The sequence below is a fragment of the Nocardioides sp. YJ-D4 genome, assembly GCF_054031495.1.
Genome location: NZ_CM132932.1, coordinates 5,797,575 through 5,820,890, shown reverse-complemented (window position 1 = coordinate 5,820,890; position 23,316 = coordinate 5,797,575). Strand labels below are relative to the sequence as shown.

24 protein-coding genes are annotated in these 23,316 nt (G+C 72.8%); 9 read left to right on the top strand and 15 right to left on the bottom strand.

Features of this window, described 5'->3' with window-relative positions:
* Positions 1 to 19: 19 nt before the first annotated feature.
* Genes ACW14X_RS27845 through ACW14X_RS27825 form a run of 5 tightly spaced genes read right to left on the bottom strand, consistent with a single transcriptional unit; the run spans position 20 to position 5,835 of the window.
* Positions 20 to 1,033 carry an ABC transporter substrate-binding protein gene (locus tag ACW14X_RS27845; RefSeq protein ID WP_457164009.1) on the bottom strand — a complete coding sequence of 338 codons (1,014 nt, stop codon included), beginning with the start codon at positions 1,031 to 1,033 and terminating at the stop codon, positions 20 to 22.
* A complete protein-coding gene (locus tag ACW14X_RS27840; protein WP_457164008.1) occupies positions 1,030 to 1,821 on the bottom strand; it encodes an ABC transporter ATP-binding protein in 792 nt (263 codons plus the stop codon). Before ACW14X_RS27840 ends, ACW14X_RS27845 begins: the two co-directional genes overlap by 4 nt.
* Complete coding sequence (locus ACW14X_RS27835; RefSeq protein WP_457164007.1) at positions 1,818 to 2,957, bottom strand: FecCD family ABC transporter permease; 1,140 nt, start codon at positions 2,955 to 2,957, stop codon at positions 1,818 to 1,820. Before ACW14X_RS27835 ends, ACW14X_RS27840 begins: the two co-directional genes overlap by 4 nt.
* Positions 2,957 to 4,636, bottom strand: a complete 1,680-nt coding sequence (locus ACW14X_RS27830; protein ID WP_457164006.1) for a prolyl oligopeptidase family serine peptidase — start codon at positions 4,634 to 4,636, stop codon at positions 2,957 to 2,959. Before ACW14X_RS27830 ends, ACW14X_RS27835 begins: the two co-directional genes overlap by 1 nt.
* Positions 4,633 to 5,835 (bottom strand): hypothetical protein, encoded by a 1,203-nt coding sequence (locus ACW14X_RS27825; RefSeq protein WP_457164005.1) that lies wholly within the window; start codon positions 5,833 to 5,835, stop codon positions 4,633 to 4,635. The genes ACW14X_RS27830 and ACW14X_RS27825 overlap by 4 nt, the downstream gene beginning before the upstream one ends.
* Before the next feature lie 111 nt (positions 5,836 to 5,946).
* On the opposite strand from ACW14X_RS27825, the gene amiA reads away from it, so the two are divergent.
* From amiA to ACW14X_RS27785, 8 genes are all read left to right on the top strand, one after another.
* Positions 5,947 to 6,045 (top strand): streptamidine family RiPP, encoded by a 99-nt coding sequence (gene amiA / locus ACW14X_RS27820; protein WP_241248494.1) that lies wholly within the window; start codon positions 5,947 to 5,949, stop codon positions 6,043 to 6,045.
* A 130-nt stretch (positions 6,046 to 6,175) separates the two neighbouring features.
* Positions 6,176 to 6,955 (top strand): hypothetical protein, encoded by a 780-nt coding sequence (locus ACW14X_RS27815; protein WP_457164004.1) that lies wholly within the window; start codon positions 6,176 to 6,178, stop codon positions 6,953 to 6,955.
* Entirely contained in the window at positions 6,952 to 7,935 is a 984-nt protein-coding gene (locus tag ACW14X_RS27810) for a CocE/NonD family hydrolase (RefSeq protein WP_457164003.1), read from the top strand. Before ACW14X_RS27815 ends, ACW14X_RS27810 begins: the two co-directional genes overlap by 4 nt.
* Complete coding sequence (locus tag ACW14X_RS27805) at positions 7,932 to 9,329, top strand: YcaO-like family protein (RefSeq protein ID WP_457164002.1); 1,398 nt, start codon at positions 7,932 to 7,934, stop codon at positions 9,327 to 9,329. The genes ACW14X_RS27810 and ACW14X_RS27805 overlap by 4 nt, the downstream gene beginning before the upstream one ends.
* A gap of 14 nt (positions 9,330 to 9,343) precedes the next feature.
* Positions 9,344 to 10,339 carry a hypothetical protein gene (locus tag ACW14X_RS27800; protein ID WP_457164001.1) on the top strand — a complete coding sequence of 332 codons (996 nt, stop codon included), beginning with the start codon at positions 9,344 to 9,346 and terminating at the stop codon, positions 10,337 to 10,339.
* Entirely contained in the window at positions 10,336 to 11,994 is a 1,659-nt protein-coding gene (locus ACW14X_RS27795; RefSeq protein WP_457164000.1) for an ABC transporter ATP-binding protein/permease, read from the top strand. The genes ACW14X_RS27800 and ACW14X_RS27795 overlap by 4 nt, the downstream gene beginning before the upstream one ends.
* On the top strand, positions 11,991 to 13,682 hold the full coding sequence (locus ACW14X_RS27790; RefSeq protein WP_457163999.1) for an ATP-binding cassette domain-containing protein: 1,692 nt from the start codon (positions 11,991 to 11,993) through the stop codon (positions 13,680 to 13,682). Before ACW14X_RS27795 ends, ACW14X_RS27790 begins: the two co-directional genes overlap by 4 nt.
* Before the next feature lie 83 nt (positions 13,683 to 13,765).
* Positions 13,766 to 14,044: an HU family DNA-binding protein gene (locus ACW14X_RS27785; protein ID WP_160023086.1), complete on the top strand. Its 279-nt coding sequence runs from the start codon at positions 13,766 to 13,768 to the stop codon at positions 14,042 to 14,044.
* A gap of 94 nt (positions 14,045 to 14,138) precedes the next feature.
* On the opposite strand, the gene ACW14X_RS27780 is transcribed toward ACW14X_RS27785, so the two are convergent.
* The 10 genes from ACW14X_RS27780 to ACW14X_RS27735 form a co-directional block, all read right to left on the bottom strand.
* Entirely contained in the window at positions 14,139 to 15,539 is a 1,401-nt protein-coding gene (locus ACW14X_RS27780) for an ABC transporter ATP-binding protein (RefSeq protein WP_457163998.1), read from the bottom strand.
* Positions 15,536 to 16,363: an ABC transporter permease gene (locus tag ACW14X_RS27775; protein ID WP_457163997.1), complete on the bottom strand. Its 828-nt coding sequence runs from the start codon at positions 16,361 to 16,363 to the stop codon at positions 15,536 to 15,538. Before ACW14X_RS27775 ends, ACW14X_RS27780 begins: the two co-directional genes overlap by 4 nt.
* The gene (locus tag ACW14X_RS27770; RefSeq protein ID WP_201451002.1) at positions 16,360 to 17,319 is read right to left on the bottom strand and encodes an ABC transporter permease; all 960 of its coding nucleotides are present in this window, start codon (positions 17,317 to 17,319) and stop codon (positions 16,360 to 16,362) included. Before ACW14X_RS27770 ends, ACW14X_RS27775 begins: the two co-directional genes overlap by 4 nt.
* Positions 17,316 to 18,857 (bottom strand): ABC transporter substrate-binding protein, encoded by a 1,542-nt coding sequence (locus ACW14X_RS27765; RefSeq protein WP_457163996.1) that lies wholly within the window; start codon positions 18,855 to 18,857, stop codon positions 17,316 to 17,318. The genes ACW14X_RS27770 and ACW14X_RS27765 overlap by 4 nt, the downstream gene beginning before the upstream one ends.
* 142 nt (positions 18,858 to 18,999) lie before the next feature.
* Entirely contained in the window at positions 19,000 to 19,122 is a 123-nt protein-coding gene (gene ykgO / locus ACW14X_RS27760) for a type B 50S ribosomal protein L36 (protein ID WP_160023080.1), read from the bottom strand.
* A 6-nt stretch (positions 19,123 to 19,128) separates the two neighbouring features.
* Positions 19,129 to 19,365 carry a 30S ribosomal protein S18 gene (gene rpsR / locus ACW14X_RS27755; protein ID WP_141804807.1) on the bottom strand — a complete coding sequence of 79 codons (237 nt, stop codon included), beginning with the start codon at positions 19,363 to 19,365 and terminating at the stop codon, positions 19,129 to 19,131.
* A gap of 14 nt (positions 19,366 to 19,379) precedes the next feature.
* Positions 19,380 to 19,556, bottom strand: coding sequence for a 50S ribosomal protein L32 (gene rpmF, locus ACW14X_RS27750; RefSeq protein WP_160023078.1), 177 nt, complete (start codon positions 19,554 to 19,556; stop codon positions 19,380 to 19,382).
* A gap of 30 nt (positions 19,557 to 19,586) precedes the next feature.
* Positions 19,587 to 20,705: a CobW family GTP-binding protein gene (locus ACW14X_RS27745; RefSeq protein WP_457163995.1), complete on the bottom strand. Its 1,119-nt coding sequence runs from the start codon at positions 20,703 to 20,705 to the stop codon at positions 19,587 to 19,589.
* 1 nt (position 20,706) lies between these two features.
* The gene (locus ACW14X_RS27740; protein WP_160023074.1) at positions 20,707 to 20,967 is read right to left on the bottom strand and encodes a type B 50S ribosomal protein L31; all 261 of its coding nucleotides are present in this window, start codon (positions 20,965 to 20,967) and stop codon (positions 20,707 to 20,709) included.
* A 79-nt stretch (positions 20,968 to 21,046) separates the two neighbouring features.
* Entirely contained in the window at positions 21,047 to 21,604 is a 558-nt protein-coding gene (locus ACW14X_RS27735) for a helix-turn-helix domain-containing protein (RefSeq protein ID WP_350720321.1), read from the bottom strand.
* 72 nt (positions 21,605 to 21,676) lie between these two features.
* On the opposite strand from ACW14X_RS27735, the gene ACW14X_RS27730 reads away from it, so the two are divergent.
* The gene (locus ACW14X_RS27730; RefSeq protein WP_457163994.1) at positions 21,677 to 23,230 is read left to right on the top strand and encodes an FAD-dependent oxidoreductase; all 1,554 of its coding nucleotides are present in this window, start codon (positions 21,677 to 21,679) and stop codon (positions 23,228 to 23,230) included.
* Positions 23,231 to 23,316 lie beyond the last annotated feature (86 nt).

Below are 23,316 nucleotides of genomic sequence, written 5' to 3'. Positions count from 1 at the left end.
CAGACGGCGTCGATCAGGGTCAGAACGCGTCGGGGTGCAGACCCTCCGCGATCGTCCGCACCGCGGTGACGTTGCCGAGCGTGCCCGGGAACGTGTCCGGGGTGCGCAGGGCGATGAAGCGGTCCTCCTTGACGGCGGTGACGTCGGGGAAGGTCTTGCGCAGGTACGCCTCGACCCGCCCCGCCTCGGACGGCTCCCGGACGGCGAACACGATGGCGTCGGGGTTGCGCGCGGCGACCTCCTCCGGGGAGACGACCGCGGAGAAGAACTGGGCGAAGAGCTCCTCGTCCGGGCTGAAGACGTTCTCGCCGCCGGCGCGCTCGATCATGTCGTACTCCACCCCGGCGCCGATCGCGGAGAGCGTCTTGCCCTCGACGAAGAGCTGGGCGACCGTGGGCCGCGGGCGGTCCTGGACGGCCTTCTCGACCGCCTCGAGGTCGCCCCGGGTCTCGGCGACCAGCTCGTCGGCGGCGCCCGACACCCCGAAGATGCTGCCGAGTGCCTCCAGGTCGGTGAACAGGTCGGTGACCTCACCGGTGGAACGGCGCTCGGGGCAGCCGCCGGCGGCGACGTAGGTGGTCACCCCGGCGTCGGTCAGCTGGTCGATGGTGGCGAAACCCTGCTCGGCGGTGAACTCGTACTCGGTCGGGGCGACGACCGCGTCGGGCCGTACGTCGAGGAGCTGCTCGCGGGCCGGCGGCGCGTCCGTGCTCAGCTCGGGCACATCGCTCGCGTCCGCCGCGACGTCCGCGGGGAGCTCGTGCATGGCTGTCTGCGCCTGGCCGACGAGCCGGTCGGCGACCCCGAGGCGTACGAGCAGCTCGGTCTGGGCCGGGCTGAGCCCGACGATGCGCTTCGGAGCCGACTCGACCGTGATCTCGCGGCCACAGTTCTCCACGGTCACCGGATAGCCCTCGGCGGCCTCGCCTCTCGCCGCGGCGTCACTCTGGACGCCGGTGCCGCCGCATCCGGTCGCTGCCAGGAGCGTGAGCGCTGCCACCGGGACGGTGCGCAGCAGTGGGGTGGTGTTCATGTGTTCCTCTCTCGAACCCGCGCGGACGTCCCGCGCAGGAGCAGGTGTGGGGTGCCGGCCTCGGGATCGGTGATCCGGCTCGCCTCCACACCGAAGACCTCGCGCACCAGCTCGGGCGTGAGGATGTCCGCGGGCTTCCCGAGCGCGACGACATGTCCGCGGTCGAGCACCGCGACCCGGTCGCAGTACGCCAGCGCCAGGTCGAGCTCGTGCAGCGCGACCACGGTGGTGATCCCGAGCTCCGCGACGGTGTGCATCAGCTCGAACCGGTAGGAGACGTCGAGATGGTTGGTCGGCTCGTCGAGCAGCAGCAGCTCGGCCTCCTGGGCGATCGCCCGGGCGAGCAACGTACGTTGCCGCTCACCGCCCGAGAGCCGGTGGACCGGCCGGTCGGCCAGCGTGGAGACGCCCGCCAGCTCCATCGCCCGGCTCACCACCCGCCAGTCCTCGGGGCTGTCGCGACCGAGCACCCCGCGGTGCGGCGTACGTCCCAGCAGCACGCTCTCGGCGACGGTGAGCCCGAACTCGTCCGGCGGCTCCTGGGCCATCACCGCGACCCGGCACGCGATCTCGCGCCGGCTCATCGTGGCGACGTCGGTCCCGTCGAGACGGACCTGGCCCGAGGCCGGCCGGAGGGCGCCGAAGCAGGCTCGAAGGATGGTCGACTTGCCGCTGCCGTTGGCGCCGAGCAGGCCGAGGACCTCCCCCGGCTCGACCACGACCGAGGCCGCGGTGACGACCTCGCGGCTGCCCCGGTGCAGGGTGAGGTCCAGGGTCTCGAGCCTCATCGCGCCATCCCCTGCTCGTCGGCGGCCCGTCCGCGCATCAGCCACAGGAAGAACGGCACCCCGATCAGCGCGGTGATGATGCCCAGCGCCACCTCGGCGGGTGCCGATACGGTCCGGGCGATCAGGTCCGCGCCGCACAGGAACAGGGCTCCGCCGAACACCGCCACCGGAACGATCCGCCGGTGGTCGGAGCCGACCAGTACCCGGGCGATGTGCGGGACCACCAGACCGACGAAGCCGATGCCGCCGGCGACCGAGACGACGGTGCCGGTCAGCAGCGCGGCGGCGAGCAGCAGGACCGACCGCAGCCGGTTGACCCGGACCCCCAGCGCCGTGGCCGTCTCGTCGCCGACCTGGAGCGCGTTCACGGCTCGCCCGGTCGTGATCGAGACGCCGAGCGCAACCACCAGGGCAACCAGCGGACCGGCCAGATCGGTCATCGTCGCGGCGGAGACCGAGCCGAGCAGGAAGAACATCACGCTGAAGACGTTCTGCGCCTCGGTCGTGAGCGTGAGATAGCTGGTGATAGCGCTGAAGAACGTGCCCAGCGCGACCCCGGTCAGCACCAGGCGCTGCGGGGCGATGCTGCCGTTCTTGTACGCCACCCAGAACACCGCCGCGGTGGCGACCGCGGCTCCCAGGAACGCCGCGGTGCCGATCCAGGCCCCGACCGCCGTCGCTCCCAGGACGACCACGGAGACCGCGCCCACACCGGCTCCCGAGGAGACGCCGATGATCGCCGGCTCGGCCAGCGGGTTGCGTACGACTGCCTGGATGAAGACCCCGGCCAGGCTCAGCGCCGCTCCGGCCAGGGCCGCCAGCAACGCACGTGGCAGCCGGAACTGCCACACCACCTGGTCCTGCAGCACGGTGTAGGTGCCGTCGCTCATCCACGGCATCCCGGGCAGCAGGTGCCCGGTGACGAGCCTGGCGGCGTCGAGCGCGCTCAGGTCGACGGTGCCCGACGACGCGGACAGCGCGATGACGACGAGGAGGGCGGCCGCGAGCCCGATGGTCAGGACCCGGGCGCGCCATCTGCGCCGGGCGATCGAGGCGGGCACCGGGATGGGGCCGGGCCGCGAGAGCACCGGTGGCGAGATGTCGTCGGTGGTCACGGAGGTATCGGTGGGGGTCATCACACTCCTGTGGAGACGTGGGTTGAGTCGAGGGCGAAGTCGAGGACAGAGGCGGCGAAGTCGTGCACGGCGTCGAGGTGGTTGCCGCCGTGGCCCATCCGGGGGCGGTGGCTGCGTACGACCTCCGCGCCGCGAGCCGTCAGCGCCGCCGCGAGCCGGTCGGTGGGCGCCGCCGCGACCCGGGAGTCCTCGGCGAAGGTGGTCAGCAGGAAGCGGGGCCAGCGTCCGCCCGGGAACCGACGGGCACGCTCGAACGGCGAGTAGTCGTCCATGGCGGCGCGCACCGCCGCGTCGCTCGGGTCCCCGAACTCCTCGACCCAGTGCCGCGCGCCCGGGTGCTCGCCGATGCGGTGCGGGTCGAGCGGCGCGGCCGTGCAGGCGACCCCGGCGACGAGGCCCGGCTCGGCGAGCGCCGCGGAGACGGCGACCAGTCCGCCGAGCGAGGCCCCGGCGAGCACCAGCTGTTCCGGCCGGGTCAGGCCGAGGCGGACGAGCTCGCGGGCGACGGTGACGGCGTCGGCGACCGTACGCGTCTTGCCCGCGCCCTGCCCCGAGGTGTGCCACGTCGTGCCCACCCCGCCTCCGCCGCGCAGCCGGGCGGTCACGTGCAGCCCGCCGAGGTCGCACCAGGCGGCGGCCGACGGCTCGAAGGCTGGGAGATCGACGATCCCGAACCCGCCGTAGACCTCCAGGAGGGTCGGGCCGCCGGGCTCTCCGGTCAGGATCAGCTCGATCTCGGCCCCGTCCTCCGCGGTCACGGTGGTCAGCCGCGACCGTGGGCCTTCGCTCGTCGAGCGTGCCGCCTGCTCGAGCGGCATCACCCGCGGCGCCGCAGCCGGTGACTCGATCCGCACCCAGGCGCGGTCCTGCGTCCAGGAGAGGCCGGAGACGGTACGTACGTCCTGCTGCTCCGAGATGGCGACGGTCTGCGTCGGCGCGAGGACTCCGGCATCGGCGGCGAGGCGGACGACCACGGAGTGCCCGTCCCGGACCAGGTGGACCAGGCAGCCGCCGGGAACCGCCTGGGCGTGGACCGGGACTCCGGGCAGGGTCTCCAGCCGACATCGTGCTGGTGCCCCTCCAGGCTCCCGGAGACTCACCAGCTCGTCGCCGGTCACCGCGAGCAACGTGGCCGCCGCGGCGCTGACGCTCCGGACCCTGGGGAGCTCGAGGATCTCCGAGCCATCGATGCCGACCAGCCGGGTCCGCGCCTCGTCGGTCCGGGCGACGAGCATCGTACCGCCGACGCCGACCGGCGTCGCGCGCTCGCCGGCAGCGGTGGTGAACAGCGTCCGTGGCGGCTCGCCACGCCGTACCTGCAGGCAGCGGCCGAGGGTGTCGACGAGAAACAGGTCCCTACCGGCCCAGGCCATCCGCGTGTGCCGCACCGTCACGGCGTCGAGCTCGGTCGAGGTCCGCGAGGACGTGTCCACGACGACCACGCGCCCGTTCTCGGAGCCGTCGTCGCTGACCTCGAGAGCGACCAGGTGCCCGTCCGGCGACGGCGCGAAGCCCTGGATCCTGACGCCCGGGTCGAAGACGAGCCCGCCGTCCTCGTCGACCAGGACCGCAAGCAGGTCCCCGGAGCGCCGGGAGAGCCGGAAGCGGCCCAGCGGCAGTCCGGGACGACCGGACCGATCGGCACGACGCAGCGCGTCGCGCACGCTCGCGCGTCTCACCGTCCCACCCCGTCGACCCAGGTCTCGGGCGGCCTGATGACGGCCAGGTGCCCGCCCTCGTCACAGGGGGTTCCCAGGTCGACGGTCGACTCGATGCCCGAGCGGCGGACGAGGTGGAGCTCCCCGTCGCCTCCGCGAGTGACCGCGGCCAGGCCGCTGGATACCAGCGCCAACGCCCGCCGTTGTGCGGACCTGTCCCCGACGGGATCCCATGGCGCGACACCGGGACGCGGGGCCGCGCTCATCGGCGGGAGCTCGACCTCGGTGAGCCGGCCGTCGGTGAGCATCGCCAGCCGGTCGCCGTCGGGATGCACGACCGTCCAGGCGACCGTTCCACCGGTGGCGTCGGGCCGGAACACCAACCCGTCACCGGTCCGGGTCACCTCGGCCGCTCCGTCCAGGCTCCAGCGCACCAGATGGTTCGTCCAGGTGTGCCACCGCTCGGCGTCGGAATCGGCTCCACGTACGGAGCAGACGATCCCCAGCGCCGGGTCGAGCCGGAGGAAGTACGCCCGTCCGGGCACCGGCCACGGCCAGGTCTTCAGGCGCTCAGGCCGACCATCAGTGACCCGGAGTCGTTCGATGCCCACCTCGGTGGACAGGTGGACGACTCCGGACCGCTGGTCGGCGGCGTCGCCGTGCCCGAGGTCGCCCTCGAGCTCGAGGCGCTCGCCGCGTACGACCGGGCAGTGCGGCCCGGCCCGGAGCAGGTCGCGCAGCGGGATGACCTCCGCCTCCCCGGGTTCGCGGTGACGCAGCACGACCATCGGCTCTCCTGTTCCGGCATCCGGAACGATCACGACGCCCGGTTCGCCGGTGCGGACCCGCACCCGCACGGCGGTGGTGCCGCTCGGGTCGGCCAGGTCCACGACCGTGACCAGATCGCTCCACGGATCCCAGGACGCGCCCAGGCCGGTGGTGACGACGACGTAGCGCCCCGTGGGGTCGCAGGCCAGGTGCTCGGCGGGGATCGCGATCGGCACTCTCCGCGCCTGACCTGCGCCGTCGATCACCACGAGCGTGCCGACCGCGTCGTCCGCGAACACCGTCCGGGCCCCGCCCGGGGCGCCCGCCGGGAGGGTGAGGACGCCCGCGTGCTCGGCCAGCGTCGCCGTCGACCACGGGCCGGGCGCATCACCGGGTTGGGAGGTCTGCCAGCGGCCGGCGCGATGGTCTGCCAGGACGAGTGTGGGGCTCATGGTCGGACACACTACTGGTATTGGGAATGATTCTCATATACGTTTTGCCGCTGTCCGCACCAGCGGGCCCCGGCGACGCCGGGCCGAACGATCCGACAGAGGAGACGACCGATGAACAACGACATCGTGAGCGAGATCGAGGACACCGAGCAGCTGGCGCACCTTTCCGCCACCCACTCCAACGCGCTGGTCGAGAACCCCTTCGACTGATCGCCGACGGGTGAGCACTCAGTGCCGTTCGGGCGACCTGGCCACCGTCTGATCGCGGGGGTGCCGGGCTGACGAGCCCGGCGCCCCCGGCCCTGTCCGAACCATGACCACCGAGCAGCCAGGAGACCCGATGTACCCCAGACACGACTGGCGCCCACTCCCCGCCGCCCGCGGCGAGGTCCGCCTCTCGACCGACATGCCGGCGCTGCGTACCGGCTCCGGCGACTTCCTCAGGCTGCACGACCTACCCGGCCCAGGCCGGGTGCCGACCTACCGCTACCTGCTCCGGGTACGCCGCGCCGCGCTCGAGCGCGACCGGAGAGCCCTGGCCTCACGATGGCCCGAGGGCCGGCGCCGCATCCTCGTCCTCGGCCGCGGACGGCTCGGCCGGGCACTCGCCGCCGAGCTCGCGCGCTCGGGCGCCGAGGTCGTCCGCGACGACGGGGCGCGTACGCCTCCGCACACCGATGCCGTCGTGGACGTACGCGAGGTCCCGCAGCGCCAGGACGCCGAGCTCGACGAGCTTCTCGAGCACCTCCTGGCCGGCGGAGCAGTGCTGCTGCGCGGCCGGCGCGAAGGCGGCCGGATGCTGATCTTCCCGCTCGTCGTAGACGGCAGCGAGGCGACCCCGGACCAGGTCGACCGCCGCCGGCTGGCCGCCTCCCCCGCCGCCCCCGAGCTCTCCTCGTGGCTCGCGAGCGGCCACCGCGACCCACGGCCGCTCCGCCGCGCGACGCTGACCCTCACGGTCGCTCGCTGCCTGGCCATCCTGGAGGACTGGGCCGCCGACGACCCCGCACTCGTCGAGCACCGACGCCTGCTGCGCGTCGTCGGCGACGGCCTGCGCGAACGCACCCACACCGTCCTCGGCTTCGACGAACCGGCGCCGCGCCCGCAGGCCGCGCGGTGACCGACTCGCAGGCCAGACCCTTCCCGGTCACCACCCGCGACGGCGTCGTCCTCGGCGGCTGGCTGGTCCGCTCGGCCGGCGCCGCACGTGCGGTCGTGCTCGTGCGGACGCCGTACGACGCCCGCGCGCACCTGCCGCTGGCCAGATCGCTGGCGCGTCGCGGCTTCGACTGCCTGGTCCAGGACGTACGCGGCCGCTACTCCTCCGCCGGCACCTGGCGGCCCTATGTCGCCGAGGCCCGCGACGGGTCGGACACGGTCGATGCTCTGCACCAGCGCTGCCCGCAAACACCCGTAGTGACCTACGGCGCCTCCTATGCCGCCCACACCGCCCTCGAGACCGCTCGCACGGATGCTCGGGTGAGCCGCGTGGTCGCCGTGGTGCCGGCCCTCGGGGCGTACGAGACCGCCTACTCGGCCGACGGGATCCCGCAGCATCTGGACCGGCTCGGCTGGTGGGCGATCCACGGGTTCGCGCGCGAGGACGAGACGGCGTTGGACCCGTCCGCCCTGCGGGCCGCGGCCGCGGTCGCCGACCGCGAGGGACCGATGGCAGCCGCGGCCCGTCTCGGCTGGGACCCGGCAGGTCTCGACGCGTTCCGCGAGCTGTGGACCACCCCGCCGCTCGATCTTCCCGACCACTTCGGGGACGTCACCGCGCCGCTGCTGGTCGTCACCGGCGACGCCGACCCGTTCGACGCGTACGCCCGCCGGCTGGCCGCCGGGTGGGGTGCCCGCAGCGGGGGCGGCAGCGCCCTGGTCAGCGGCCCCTGGGGCCACGACCTCGGCATCGGTACCACGGACCCCGCCCTGCGGGCGGCGTACGACGCTGCCGGCTCCCCCGGCCGGATGATCCTGCGCTGGCTGACCCACGCCGAGCCCGCTCCCGGGCAGGAGCTACGGCTCGATGTCGCCGCCCGGGCCTGGTCCGAGCGGCGGCTCGCCACGACCGTGCCGACAACCGAGAGAGGACACGCATGACCAGGTCAGCGATGCCACCGCTGGACGTCGAGCGTCTGGTCGACAAGGAGACCGGACTGATCCGGCAAGTGCGGGAGGTGCTGCGCCCCGAACGGGCGCCGTTGCGCTACACCTCGCTGACCGCCGAGGTCTCCGATGCGCGCTGGCTCGGCGACTGGCCGGCCGACCGGGTCTCGCTCGGCACCACCTTCGGCGATGTCGCGGGTGCCCGGATCGCGGCGATCGCGGAGGGGGTGGAGCGCTACTGCGGCAACTTCATCCCCGACCGGCTCGACCCCGCCGACCACCGGACCGGCACCGCGGCCGAGCTGCGGGAGAAGGGCCTGCGCGTCATCGAGCTCGACGACCTCCCTCGCTGGAGCACGGCGCAGCTGACCCGGCCCGACTTCCCCTATCGCGCGCTCGACGACGAGCTGCCGACGCTGTGGAGCCGTTGCCAGGAACAGCCGGCCGAGGGCTGGGCCGATCCGGCGACCGACATCTGGATGCCGCACGCCCTCATCGGGCTCAACTGGCGCCAGCGGCGGTTCGCCCACCTGGACCGCGTCTTCCACCTCAACTACGCCGGCATCGCCACCGGCCAGGGCGCCGCCGACGCCCACGACCGTGGTCTTCTCGAGGTCGTGGAGCGCGACGCCCTCGAGGTGTGGTGGCACCACGGCGGACCGGCCCAGGGGATCGACCCCGGCTCGGTCCCGGGACTGAGCGCCGATCTGGAGGGCGCGCCGCTCGACGTACACGTCGTCCGGATGCCCACCGAGCTCGCACCGGCGATGGCCGCCCTCGTGCGCGACCGGGACACGGGCGTCTACGCCGCCGGCTTCTCGGCGTCCACCGACCCGGTCCGGGCCGCGCGCAAGGCGGTGCTGGAGGCGGTCCACACGTGGATCTACACGCTCGGCTGCCGTGACGCCGACGGCTGGGTCTTCCAAGCCGTACGTGCCGGGCTGATGGCTCCGGGCCTCTACCTCGACCATCGCGAGGACCGCCGCTACCTGGACTCGGCGGGGCCTGACTTCGCCCGAGTACGCGATCTCGGTGCCCATGTCCAGGTCTGGCTCGATCCGCGGGTGCACCGGCTCGCCGATCGGTTCACGGCGCCCACGCTGGGCACCGTCCCGATCTCCGAGGTCGCCGCCACCGACGTCGCCGAGGTGCGCCGCCGGCTGCACGAGGGCGGTCATCGGGTCATCACCCGGGATCTCACGACACGGGATGTGGCACAGACTCCGCTGCGAGTCGTACGCACCTTCGTCACCGGACTGGTGCCCAACGCCCCGGCTGCCTTCCGCTACCTCGGGATGCCGCGCTTCGGCGAGGCCGCCCGGCGCCGCGGCTGGGACCCGGTCGATCTCGATGAGCCGCTGGCCCTGTGCCCGCCGCCCCACATGTGATCCGGAGACGCGACATGACCTCGAGCGCCGCGCTCCTCGCGACGGCATTCTCGCCCGACCTCCCGGGCGAGCCGCTGCCTCCCGGTCCCCGCGCGAACCGCTGGCCCGGCGAGCTCGTCGAGATCAGCGGCACGGCAGCGACGGCCATCCACCGGCTGTGGCGGGCACGCGGTCGCCATCCGCGCGCCGACGGGACCCCGACGACGCTCCCGCGCCGGGCGGTCCCCTCGGCGGGTGGCGCCTATCCAGTGCAGTGGCACCTGGTGGTGCCTCCTGGCCACGGGCGGCCGCTCGGCGACGGCCGCTATGTCTACGACCCGTCGGCCGAGACGCTCGTCCGTCGCTCCGATCCGCGAGGACCGAGCGGGCTCGCACCGGACGAGGTCGAGATCGTCCTCACGGTCCAGCCGGGACGCACCTTCGGCCGCTACCGTCACCGGGCATGGCCGCTGTGGGTCGCTGATGCGGCGTACGCGCTGGAGGCGCTGCTCCTGCTGGTCCCGGATGCCAGCCTGCCCGAGGACTGGTCCGACCTCGCCGCCGCCCGTCGCGCCCTCGGCCTGCCCCGAGCGGCGCAGGCCGCATGGTGGCTCGAGCGCGGCCTCGTGCCCGAGATCGCCCTGGCGCGGATCCGACTGCCGCGCGACCCGCACCTCGACGAGCTCGCCTCCGCCGCCCTCTGCTCGCGGCGCAGCCCTGGGCTGGATCGCTTCCAGGAGCGCCGCGCCCAGACCTCCGGAACCCCGCCCGGCACCCAGGTCGCGCGGCAGAGCGGCCAGTCCTGGGTGCTCGGCGCCGACCGCGTCATCGGCTGGCCGCGTCCGCCACGGCTCGACGCCACCGGCTACACCCGGCTGTGGCAGATCCATCGCCAGGCCGCCCGCCACACCTATTCCTTGACCGCCCGAGGCCATGGCGTCCGCGCCGTCTCCGGGTTCTGCACACCCCCGATGGCCGCGCAGCCGCTGGTCCATGCCATCGCCATCCTCGAGAACGGAGCCGCCACATGATGGTGGACACGCTGCTTCTGCGCACCGCGCTGCGACACCCGGCCCCGGCCGCGGCCACCGTCGGGCTGCAGGTCCTGATGACCGCGACCTACCTCCCGCAGGCCTATGCCCTGGCCCAGGGACTCCTCGCGGTGGTCGATCACGACGACGACCGTGCGGTCACGGCAGCGCTGTGGATCGCAGGGATCGTGGCGGTGCGCTGGCTGATGTCCTGGGTGCAGGCGACCGCCGCGGCGCGGCTGGGTGAGGACGTACGCCTCGGGGTGCGGGACGAGGCGCTGCGAGGCGTGCTGGTCCCTGAGGCCCTGCACGACCCCGGCCGGCGAGACGGGGGTCTGAGGACGGCGCTCGTCGACGGGGTCGACGGGGTCGACGCGTACGTCACCCGCTACCTGCCGGCGCTCGCCCAGGCCTTCGTGCTGATCCCGGTGGTGACGGTCCTGCTGATCCTCGTGCATCCGCTCGCCGGGCTCGCTGCCGGAATGGCCGCGGCCGGCGCGCTGACCGCGCCGCTGCTGTGGAAGCGCCTCATGCGACGACGCTCGGACGACCACTGGGACACCTACGAGGGCCTCGGCTCCGACCTGCTCGAGGCCCTGCGCGGGATGGCGACCCTGCGCCTGCTCGGGCGGGTCGCGGAGACCCGTGCCCGGATGGCCCGCCGGAGCGAGGAGCTGCACCGCGCGACGGTGCGGGTGATGCGTACCTCGCTGCTCGACACGGCGCTCATCGACCTCGCCGTCCAGGGCGGCACCGTCGCCGCTGCCGGTCTCGCGCTGGTCGCGAGCGTGACCGGGACGGGGGTGCCGCCGGCCGAGCTCTACCTGGCGCTCATGCTGGTGAGCGAGGTCTTCCGGCCCATCCGGGACCTCTCCGGCGCTTGGCACGCGGGCTATCTCGGGACCTCCGCCGTCCCGGCGCTCCGCAGGCTCGGCGTCGGCGAGCACCACGACAGCCCGGGCACCAGCCCGGCCGGGGCGGACCGGACCGCGTCGCCCACCGCGGCGCTCGTCCTCGACGACGTCTCGTTCGCCTACCCCGACGGGCCGCCGATCCTCGAGGACGTCCGGGAGCGCTTCGAGCCCGGCACCGTCACCGCAGTCGTGGGCCCGAGCGGCGCCGGGAAGACCACCCTCCTCGACCTGGTCCTCACCCACCTCACCCCCACCGGCGGCCAGGTCCTGCTCGACGGTCGCCCGGTGCGTACGTCCGACGTGGCGGTGGTCTCGCAGAGACCCGTGCTCTTCGAGGGAACCGTGCGCGAGAACCTCCGCGTCGCCCGCCCGGACGCGAGCGAGACCGACCTGTGGGAGGCGTGCGCGGCCGCCGGCATCGACCAGGAGGTACGCACCCTCCCCACCGGTCTCGACACGCCGATCGCCAGCGCCGGAGCGAGCCTCTCGGGTGGTCAGCGCCAGCGGATCGCGCTGGCCCGGGCGGTCCTCTCGGACCGCCCCGTCCTCCTCGCCGACGAGCCCACCAGCGCCCTCGACCCGGCCTCGGCACGCACCGTCACCGCAACGCTCGCACGGCTCTCCGCCGACCGCATCGTCATCGTCGTCGCCCACCGCGAGGAGTCGCTCGACGGGGTCGAGCGGATCCTCGAGCTCAGCCACGGCCGACTGACACCGCTGCTCGACGGGAGCCACGTATGACCGCGCCGGCCCCCGCTCGGCCGCTCACCGGGCTGCTCCGTCATCTCGGCGGCGAGCGCCGCGCCATCGTCGCCACGACCGTGCTGGTGGTCGTCAGCCAGGTGTGCCTGGGGGCGATCTCGGTGCTGCTCGCCGCCGCCGTCGGGCGCGCCGTCGTCCTCCGCGACGCCCCGCCGGGCTGGTTCTGGGCCCTGCTGGCCGGCCTGGTGATCCTCCGAGCGCTGCTGACCTGGGGCGAGATGGATGCCTCCCACGCGCTCGCGTTCCGCGTGCTCGCCCGGCTCCGGATGGCGCTCTTCGACCGCTACGCGGTCGCGTTGCCGACCAGGCGCCGCGAGAACGTCGGCCGAGCCGCCTCGACCGCGATGGCCGATACCGAGCGCCTGGAGTTCTTCTACGCCCACACCGTGGCTCAGCTCGTGGCGGCGGCGGTCAACGCGCTTCTCGGACTGGTCCTCCTCACCGTCGTGGAGCCCGTGCTCGCGCTGGTCACCCTCGCAGCGCTCGCGCTCGTGCTCGCGACCGTCCCGCTCGGCCGGCGCCGCCTGGAAGCCCTCGGACACGAGGTCGTCGAGGCGACCGGCGCCCTCTCCGACCGTGTCGTCGACGTGCTCGGCGGCCTCCGCGAGGTGCTGGGCTACGGCATCCACGAACCGGTCCGCCGCCAGATCAGGGAGACCGGTGCCGAGGCCGCCCGGGCCGCTGGCCGGCTCGAGACCACCCATCGCCTGCTCGCCGGAGCACGCGAGGCGGCGGTGACGCTCGCCGGTGTGGGCGTGCTGGTCAGCGTGCTCGGCCGTGAGCTCGCGGCCGAGCACGTCGCCGCCCTGGTCGTCCTCGCGCTCGCGACCGTCGCCCCGGTGGCCGAGGCCGCGGCGACCTGCGCCCGCCTGCCCGCGCTGCGCGCGGCCGCCGCCCGGGTCGGCACCGAGCTCGCCCGCCGGTCCGTGCTCACCCGCGACACCCCGCAGGCGCCCCTTCCCGAGGGGCCGCTCGGCCTCAGGATGAGCGAGGTGGGCTTCGGCTACGACGACCGGCGGGTGCTGGACGGGTTCGGCATCACCCTCGCGCCAGGGGAGCACGTCGGGCTCCGCGGGCCCTCGGGCGCGGGCAAGTCCACCGTCGTGGCGCTGGCCAGCCGGCTCTGGGACCCCGACACCGGGACCGTCGAGCTCACCGACCCGGCCGGCGGCCGCGTACCGATCTCGGCCGTCGATGACGCCGCGCTTCGGGCCGCGCTGGCCACGGTCGAGCAGGACGGCGCACTCTTCTCGGGCACCGTACGCGACGCGATCGCCGGTCCCGCGACGACCGACGCCGAGATCGAGGCCTTGCTGGCCCGGCTCGGTCTCGCCGACACGGTCACGGCGGAGAGTCACATCGGCGAGGGCGGACTCCGCCTCAGCGGTGGACAGCGGGCACGACTGCGGCTGGCGCGCGCCGTTCTGCAGCGTCCGCGGATCCTGGTGCTGGACGAGCCCACCGCCGACCTCGACGAGGCCTCCGCGCGGCAGGTCACCGACCTGCTCGGCACCCTTCCGGCCACGATGCTGGTCGTCTCCCACCGTCCGCAGACTCTCGCCCGGATGGACCGGGTGGTCGAGATGAGCTCCCGCGAGGCCTCAGAAGGCGCTCCGAACCCCCGCAGAGCCCGTAACCACGCGGAACACGCGGCGCGTGAAGGTTGAAGATCCGTAGGACTGGCCTACGCTGGCGACGAGCCGCATCTCGTCAACCTTTGCGGCTCTGATCAACGATTAAAGGAGATCGCATGAACCGCACCGACCTGGTGAGCGAAATCGCCAAGCAGGCCGAGATCACCCAGACGCAGGCTTCCGCCGCCCTGGGTGCCGCCATCGAGGCGATCAGCGCGGCCGTTGCCAACGGCGACAAGGTCACGCTGCCCGGCTTCGGTACGTTCGAGTCGCGCGAGCGCTCGGCTCGCACCGGCCGCAACCCGCAGACCGGCGCCGAGATCAAGATCCCGGCCTCGAAGGGCCCGGCGTTCAAGGCCGGCTCCGCTTTCAAGGAGCGGGTCGCCAAGGGCTGAGTCCCTGGACACCTAAGAAAGGCCGGGTCGTCATGACCCGGCCTTTCCCTTATTTGACGACTGCTCTCGGAGGATCGTCCTCAGCGGAGCGCTCTCAGAGCGCGACCTCCCGGTCCGCGACGGCAGCCGACAGGTCGGTGTCGTGGGTGACCAGCAGCAGCGCGGCCCCGCTCTCGTCGATCTCACTCATCAGCGCGTCGACGGTCTGCTCCTGGGTGACCAGGTCGAGCCGCGAGGTGGCCTCGTCGGCGAAGACGAGCGCAGGACGCGTCAGCATCGCCCGCACCACCGCGATCCGCTGCAGCTCACCGCCGGAGACCTGCCCCGGCCGGCGGCGCAGGATCTCGTACGGCAGACCGAGCCGCTCCAGCGACGCACGCACCTCCGCCTCGCCGACACCATGGCGACGCATCACGTCGCCGAGCGCCTTCTTCAGGCTCACCTGCTGCGGGAAGGAGAGCGCCGGGTCCTGATAGAGCTTCTGCAGCCTTCCCCGGCCCACCCCTTCTCCGTACGTCACCGACCCCGCGTCGAGCCGGGTCAGCCCGAGCAGCGCGTTGCCGAGCGTCGTCTTGCCCGCACCGCTGGGCCCGGTGATCGCGACCCGCTCACCGGCCCTGATCTCGAGGTCGAGGCCCTCGAAGACCGGCCCGTGGGCGTACGCCTTCGCGAGGCCCGAGGCGCCGACCAGGAGCTCGCTCCCGCCGGGCGCCCGCGACCGCATCCAGGGGTGGTCCCAGCGCGAGGGCTCGGCGGCCAGCAGGCGCCGGGTGTAGTCGCCTGTGGGCGCGACCAGCACCTCCTCAGCCGGCCCGGACTCGACCACGGCCGCCTCGCGCATCACCATCACCTCTCCCCCGAGCCGGCGGGCCAGGCGCAGGTCGTGGGTGATGGTGAGAAGCAGGCCGCCCTCGTCGATGTGGCCGAGCAGCAGGTCGGCGAGCTGGTCGACCGAGGCCCGGTCGAGACCCTTGGACGGCTCGTCGAGGATCAGCAGCCTGGCCCCGCCGATGGTCGCCGCGGCGTACGCCACCCGCTGGGCCATGCCGCCCGAGAGGGTGTGCGGGTAGGCACCGCCCGAGCCGGCCAGCCCGACCTGGCCCAGCCGGTGATCAGCCGCCTGCGCTGCGGAGACGCTGCGGGGCGACCAGCCCGGCGCGCCCTCGGCGACCTGGGCGCGTACCCGCATGGTCGGGTCGAGCGCGAGCGCGGGCTCCTGCGGAAGCAGAGCGACCTCGCGACCCCACAGCTTCCGCCGGCCACCCCGGTCAACCCGGTCGGCGAGGTCGAAGGACTCGTCCCCGATTGTCAGCGACCCGACCGCAGCCAGCTCGGGCGGCAGCGTACCCATGAGCGCGTGGGCGAGCACCGACTTGCCCGAGCCGCTCTCGCCGACGATCGAGAGCGCACGCCCGGCCTCGATCCGCACCTCGGGTACGTCGGCGAGGACCAGCGATCCGGTCCGTACGACCACTCCGGTGGCTTTCAGGTTCATCGCCCCTCCTCCGGGGATCGCAGTCCGAGCAGGCAGACGGTGAGCAGGAACAGGACCCCGACCGGGGCCAGCGGCATCCACGGCGCCGCGTCGTAGAACGGGAACGACTCGGTGATCATCAGGCCCAGCTCCGCGCGTGGCGGCTGGAGACCGACCTTGACGAAGCCGAGCGTCGACATCGCCAGGATCGAGGTGACCATGCCGAGCGAGGCCAGCGTCACGAGCAGCGGGCGCAGCGCCGGCCACAGGTGGCGGCGGACGACGTGGGTCCAGCCGAGCTGCAGCAAACCCGCCGCCTCCACCGCGGGTGAGCCGAGCACCAGTGCGCTGCGTGCCCGCACCACCCGGAAGAACTCCACCCACTGCACCAGCGCGAGCCCCACATAGAGCGCCACCATGCTCCCGGGCGCGGCGAGCGCCGAGACCAACAGCACCACGAGGAGCGCCGGTACCGCCACGAAGGCCTCCGAGACCGAGCGCAGCAGCGCGTCGACCCAGCCGCCGAACCAGGCCGAGGCGACCCCGGCGACACAGCCGAGCACCAGCGCGGTCGCCACGCACACGAGCGCGAGCAGCAGCGAGACCCTGGTGGCGTGCGCCACCCGGGAGGCGACGCTACGCCCGTAGTCGTCGGTCCCGAGCGGGTCCGACAGCGACGGCGGCTGCAGGTAGCGAGCCAGGTCCTGGCTCGCGGGGTCGGGCAGCACCAGCGGCCCGACCAGCGCGAACACACCGATCAGGACGAGCCCGCCGACAGCGGCGATCCGGCTCCACGACCGCTGCGGCCGCTTCCCGATCGTCTGTTCCAGCATCAGCATGCTCATGCCATCACCGCCCGTCCCCGCGGCCGCGGGTCGAGCCAGGCGACGGCCAGGTCGACCAGCGTGTTGACCAGGACGATCAGCAGCGCCAGCACCAGCGCGGACGCCTGCAGCACCGGGATGTCACGCCAGAAGACGGCGTGGACCAGCGAGTGGCCCAGCCCGTCCCAGGCGAAGAGGCTCTCCACGACGACGACTCCTTCGATCAGCACGACAAACTGCACCCCGAGGTACGGCACCAGCACGACCGCCGCGTTGCGCACCACGTGTCTGACCAGCACCCACCTCTCGGCCAGTCCCTTGGTCTGGGCGAACTCCACGTACGCCGAGCCGCGGACCTCCACGACGGCGTCCCTGGTCACTCGCGCGATGAGCCCGGAGAGTCCGAGCCCCAGGGTCAGCGCGGGCAGCACGATGCTCCCGCCGCCGTGCCCGACCGCCGGGAAGAGTCCCAGCTGCGCGGAGAGCACGATCATCAGCAGCAGCCCGAGCAGGAACGGTGGTACGGCACGTACGCCGGCGACCCACAGCGACGCGAACCGGTCGGCGATCCCGCCCGGCCGGCGGGCGGCCACGACCCCGATCCCGGCACCCAGGACGACTGCGATGACGATCGCGAGCCCGGCGAGCTGCAGCGTGCCCGCCAGGTAGAACCCGACCTCCTCGAGCACTGGCTGGGAGGTGACCAGCGACCGGCCCAGGTCGAGCTGGAGGAGGTCGACCACCCACGCGCCGAGCTGCTGCCACAACGGCTGGTCGAGCCCCAGCTCGTCGCGCACCTGGGCTGCCGCGGCCGCGTCGACCATGTCGTAGCCGTAGCGCCCCGCCGCGATCCGGTAGGCGATGTCCCCCGGCAACCGCTGGGTGATCACGAAGCAGAGCGCCGATACGCCGACCGCCACCGTGACGGCCTGCGCCGCCCGCCGGACGAGGACGCCCCCGACGACCCGCGCCCTCACGACGCCAGCTCGACGTCGGTGATCCGCCAGGTGGTCTCGAGGGAGTCCAGGACGAACCCGTCGACCCGGTCGCTGACCGCGGCGTTCATCCGGTACCACGCGACCGGGACCAGCGGCAGCTGCTCCTGAGCCGCCCGCACGATCGTCTCGCGGTGGGCGGCGCCCTCGGAACCTTCGGCTCCCGTCGTCAGCGCGGCCACGGCCTCCGCGACGGCGGGGTCGCTCCAGCCCATCGCACCCCAGTCGGACCCACCCTCGCCGAAGGTGTCGGCGACGGTCGGCAGCGGGTCGGTGACCAACGCGAAGAACTGGGCGACGAGCGCCATCTGAAGGGTGCCGTCGGCGTGCTTGGCCGGGATCTCGCTGGAGTTGGAGACCTCGACGTCCACCTGCACGCCGACCTTGGCGAGCTCGGCCTGGATGGCGGTGGCCAGCGCCGGCAGCTCGGGCCGGTCGGGGTAGGTCAGCAGCTCGAGCCGCAGCGGATCGCCGTTCTTCGTGAGCGTGCCGTCGACGCCGGCCTTCCAGCCCGCCTGGGCCAGCAGCGCCTTGGCACCGTCGGTGTCGTAGGTCAGCGGGTCGAGGTCGGCATCCCAGTCCTTCAGGGTCGGCGGCATCAGCTGGGTCGCGGCGAGCTCCTTCTCCCTCAGCACCGCCTCGGCGATCGCCTCCCGGTCCAGCGCCATGCTGATCGCCTGCCGGACGCGTACGTCCTTCAGCGCCGGGTCACCGGCGTTCATCTTCATGTGGATCGTGCGGGGCTGCAGGGTCGAGATCATGTCCACGCCGTCGGTCTTCTCGACCCGCTCGCGACCGGCCGGTTCGAGCCCGAAGACCACGTCGGCCTGGTCGCTGGTGGCCATCACCGCGCGGCTCTCGGCGCGGCCGACGGCCTGGAAGGAGACCTTCTCCACGTCGGGCTCCTCGCCTCGCCAGTCGGCGACACGTACGGTCTCGATGCGGGAGGGCATCTGGATCGTCTCGATCCGGTAGGGCCCGGTGCCGATGACGTCCTCGACCTTCCCCTCCTCGTCGTAGGCCGAGGGGGCCAGGATCGCGGTGCTGTAGTGGCTGAGCACCGCGGGCAGGGAGACGTAGGAGTCAGCGAGCTCGATCACCACCGAGCCGCCCTCCGCGCGGATCGCCTCGACGCCGACGTCGGCCAGCGGGCTGGCGGCCTCGGCCTCGACCTTCTCGAGAACGGCGACGACGTTCTCGGCGGTCATCGGCTCGCCGTCGTGGAACTCGGCGCCCTCGACCAGGTCGAAGGTCCAGGTCCGGTTGTCGTCCTCGGCTGTCCACGCCGTGGCCAGGCCGGGTGCGAGCGCACCGTCGATGTCGGCGGTCACCAGGGTCTCGGTGACCTGGAGCCGGGTGAAGAAGTAGCCGTCCGCGGACGACTCGAGGCTGTGCAGCTCGAACGGTCCGGCGATGCGCAGCGTGTCGGCCGGGCTCTCGGATCGCGAGCCACAGGAGGTCGCGGCGAGGACGACGGCCGCGAGGACCGCGACGCCTCGCAGGTGGGGGCGGATGTGCATGTTTGCTGCCTTCCAGTCAGGTGACGTCGAACCCTAAATGAGAATGATTCCCATCTGCAACTTGGCTGGCGGAGACCCCACAGACAGACGTCGACCCCGCAGCTCACGGAGCGGCGGGGCCGACGTTCAGGGCGAGCCGGACTCAGCCCTGGCGCGCCTTGAGGCGCGGGTTGCGCTTGTTGATGACGTAGACCCGGCCGCGGCGGCGTACGACCTGTGAGCCGGGCTGGTTCTTCAGCGACCGGATGGAGTTGACGACCTTCACGGGGATCTATCCCTTCGTGCTCGTATAGGGCAGCAGCGCGACCTCGCGGGCGTTCTTGATCGCCTTGGTCACCGCGCGCTGCTGCTGCGGGGTGAGTCCGGTGACTCGGCGTGAGCGGATCTTGCCGCGGTCGGAGATGAACGTACGCAGCAGCTGCACGTCCTTGTAGTCGACGTAGGTCACGTCCGGCGCCAGCAACGGCTTGCGCCGCTTGCGGACGGGGGACGGCGGGCGCTTCGGCATGCGGGTGGTTCCTTTCAGCGGAGCTTGGCGGGGTCGAGGTAGCCGCGCTGGACCGCGCGGACCAGGCGGCGGGGCACGTCGTAGCTCTGGCCGTCGACGGCCACCGGCACGAGCGCGACCGGGGTCGCCTTCCAGCTCGACCGGCGGTGGCGGGTGTTGCTGCGCGACATCTTGCGCTTGGGTACGGCCATGGCGGCCTCCTTCGGGGTGGTGGATGCGATTCAGGCGGCGCGGCCGATGGGGCCGAGCCAGTCCTCGAGCCCGTCCCAGGACTCCTCCCAGATCTGGCCGCGCTGGGCGATCTCCCGGTCGGTGAGCAGGGCACGCTCGAAGGCCCGCGGGATCTCGTCGGCCTCGTCGTCGATGCCGATCACGACGATCCGGGTGAGCCGCTCGGTGCGACCCCACTTCTGGGTCGAGCCCACGCTCGCCTGGCCACCGGCCCCGTCCCAGACACAGATGTCGTCGGGGCGCGTCGGCACCCAGAAGCAGCCGCGCGAACGGCGCGGGCCACCGCCGAGGAGCTCGAGCTCCTCCTGGAACCGGACCGGGTGGATCGGGCGCTCCGAGCGCAGGTCGAGCCGCCAGGCGCCACCTTCGGGCAGCGGCGGCAGCGGGTTGCGCCGCACCTCCGCGACCCAGGCCTCGACCGCGTGGGGGCGATGCACTCCGGCGACCAGGCCGGCGGCGTCCAGGAGCGAGGGGTCGGTCACCACCGGCGTACCCGGCCGGGCGAGCGTCGCGACCAGCGACTCCTCCTCGGGATCGGGGACCTCGGTGATGCTGACGACGTCGGCGTACTCGACGATCGCGCTGGCGACCTCGGCGACACCGCGCCGGTCGTCCTCGGAGGTGGCCAGCCCACGCTCGTCGAGGAGGTCGGGGCCGAGCAGGTCCTCGGCAACGGTCGCACCCTCGAGCGCCGCGACGACGGCCGCGATCGAGATGTGCGGAGCCATCCGCGGCGCCCACGCGAGCACCCGGCAGACCTGGATCGCCTCGGCGGCGACCGGCAGGCAGGCCACGATGCTCCCCCAACGGCCTTGGGCCGCCAGGCGCTCGAGCGTCGGCACGATGTCCTCGCGGATCGCACAGGCCACGCAGGCGTGGGCGAGGTTGATCTCCTCGTGCTCGATCACGCCGGTCAGGTCACTGACGACGCGGGTGAGGAGCTGGCGCTCGGGGTCGATGACGTGGCGCACCATGACGGTGTCGGGGAGGCCGAACTGGAGCGAGATGGTCGCCGAGAGCATCGCACCCTCGTCGACACCGCTCACCAAGATCACCGGTGTCTTCGGACGGGAGAGGTTGCGGGGCGACCGCGGACGGGGCGCGCTCATCTCAGCCCCGCCCGTAGCGACGCTTGAACCGCTCGACCCGTCCCTCGGTGTCGACGACGCGGCCGCGGCCGGTCCAGAACGGGTGGCTGGCGCTGGAGACGTCGACGTCGACGACGGGGTAGCTCTCGCCGTTCTCCCAGGTGACCCGCTCGTGGTCGTCAGCGAGACGCTCGAGGATCGTCGACTGCATCAGGAAGAGCTTGTCCGCCGAGCGGTCGCGGAAGACGACCGGCCCGGAGACGGGGTGGATGCCTTGCTTCATGGGGACCTCCCGCTGTGGTTAATGATAACGGTTCTCATTCTACACACAGCTTCACGCCTCGCTCACATCGAGGCGAGACTCACCCCTCGGCGGTGTGGGTGTGCATGCGTACGCCGTCGCTGTTGAAAATGCTCAGCACCTGCGCCGGGCGGGACCCGGTCGCGAAGATCGCGTGCGGCACCCGGGTGTCGAACTCGGCCGCCTCACCGCGGGTCAGGACCAGGTCGCGGTCGCCCAGCAGCAGCCGCAGCTTGCCGGAGATGACGTAGAGCCACTCGTAACCGTCGTGGACCCGCGGCTCCGGCACCTCGGTCACCGGCTCGTAGGTGATCTTGAAGGTGTGGACCGGCGAGCCCTCCGGCGTCAGTGGCGCGATCTCCATCCCGTCACGGCGGATCACCGGCCGGCGCACCCTCGGATCCGGGACCGACGGCGTCACCAGGCTGTCGAGACCCACGCCGAGGTGGCGGGTCAGCGGGATCAGCAGCTCCAGGCTCGCCTGCCGCTTGCCCGACTCGAGCCGGGACAGCGTGCTCGGCGACATCTCCGCCATCGCGGCCAGCTGGTCCAGGGTCCAACCCTTGCTGTGCCGGATCGCCCGGATCCGCGGGCCGACCTGCTTGAGCTCGTCGATCATGTGCTCCATCTCCTATTTGCCATTTCCGCAAGAACCCTTGCCGTTCCTTCATTCTGCCACTGAACTGGAGGCATGACCCAACACACCGAACACTTCGACGCAATCGTCATCGGCGGCGGTGCCGCCGGCCTCTCCGCGGCTCTCATGCTCGGCCGCTCCCGCCGCCGGACCCTCGTGGTCGACTCCGGCCTCCCCCGCAACCGCTTCGCGGCCCACATGCACGGCGTACTCGGCCACGAGGGCATCGACCCCACCGACCTGCTGCGCAAGGGACGCGAGGAGCTGGCTGCGTACGACGTGGGCATCCGTCCCGGGCGCGTTGCCCGCCTCGACGAGACCGAGCACGGCGTGAGTGTCCTCCTGGAGGACGGCGAGCGACTCACCGGCCGGATCGCGATCGTCGCCACCGGCGTCACCGACGAGCTTCCCGACATCCCGGGCCTGGCCGAGCGCTGGGGCGCCACCGTCCTGCACTGCCCCTACTGCCACGGCTGGGAGGTGCGCGATCGGCGGATCGGCGTCCTGACCACCTCACCGCTCGGGATGCACCAGGCGCAGCTCATCCGGCAGTGGAGCGACGACGTCGTCGTCTTCACCGCCGGACTCGGCCCGCTCGAGGAGGCCGACGAGCAGCGGCTGCTGTCGCGCGGGATCACCCTCGTGACGTCTACGGTCACCGAGGTTCTCGGCGAGGGCGACCAGGTCACCGCGGTCCGCACGGCCGACGGCAAGGTCACCGAGGTCGGCGCCATCTTCACCGCCGGCACCCTGCGCCCCCACGACGGCTTCCTGACCCACCTCGGCCTCGACCGCTCCGACTCACCGGTGGGCAGCTTCCTCGCCGTCGACGCGACCGGCAAGACCAGCAGCGACCGGATCTGGGCGGTCGGCAACGTCTCCAACCCGATGGCCAACGTCCCGATCAGCATGAGCGCCGGCACCATGGCCGGCAGCGTCGTGAACATGACCCTGGTCACCGACGACTTCGACCGTGCCCAGGCAGGTCCCGCCGCGGTGGACTTCTGGCAGGAGAGGTACGCCGGCAGCGACCGGATCTGGTCCGGCAAGGTCAACACGGTGCTCGGTGACATCGCCGCGGGCCTCGAGCCCGGGACGGCGCTCGACCTGGGCTCCGGGGAGGGCGCCGACGTGATCTGGCTGGCGCAACAGGGCTGGCGAGCCACCGGCATCGACATCTCCGAGAACGCCATCACCCGCGGACGCGAGGCGGCGCGGGCTGCCGGCCTGAGCGAGGATCAGGCGAGGTTCGTCGTTTCCGACCTCTCCTCGCCGGCCGACCTCGACGGGAGCTACGACCTGGTCACCGCCAGCTTCTTCCACTCCCCTGTCGAGCTGCCGCGCACCGACATCCTGCGGCGTGCGGCCGAGCTGGTGGCCCCGGGCGGGCACCTCCTGGTCACCTCCCACGCAGCCGCACCGCCGTGGGCCGACGCCGCGGCGCACGAGCACCGCTTCCTCGACGCCAAGGAGGAGCTGGCCGAGCTCGGCCTGCCCGAGGAGAGCTGGGAGACCGTCGTCCTCGAGCACCGGCACCGTCCCGTGACCACCCCGTCCGGCGAGGAGTCCTCCCTGGAGGACGCCGTGGTCCTGCTCCGTCGCCGGTGACTCGGCCTGTATCGCAGTGGTGCATTTTCCCGCCATGGCGGGAATCTGCGGCCTCCCCCGGAGCGCAGCCCCCGCAGAACCCCGCC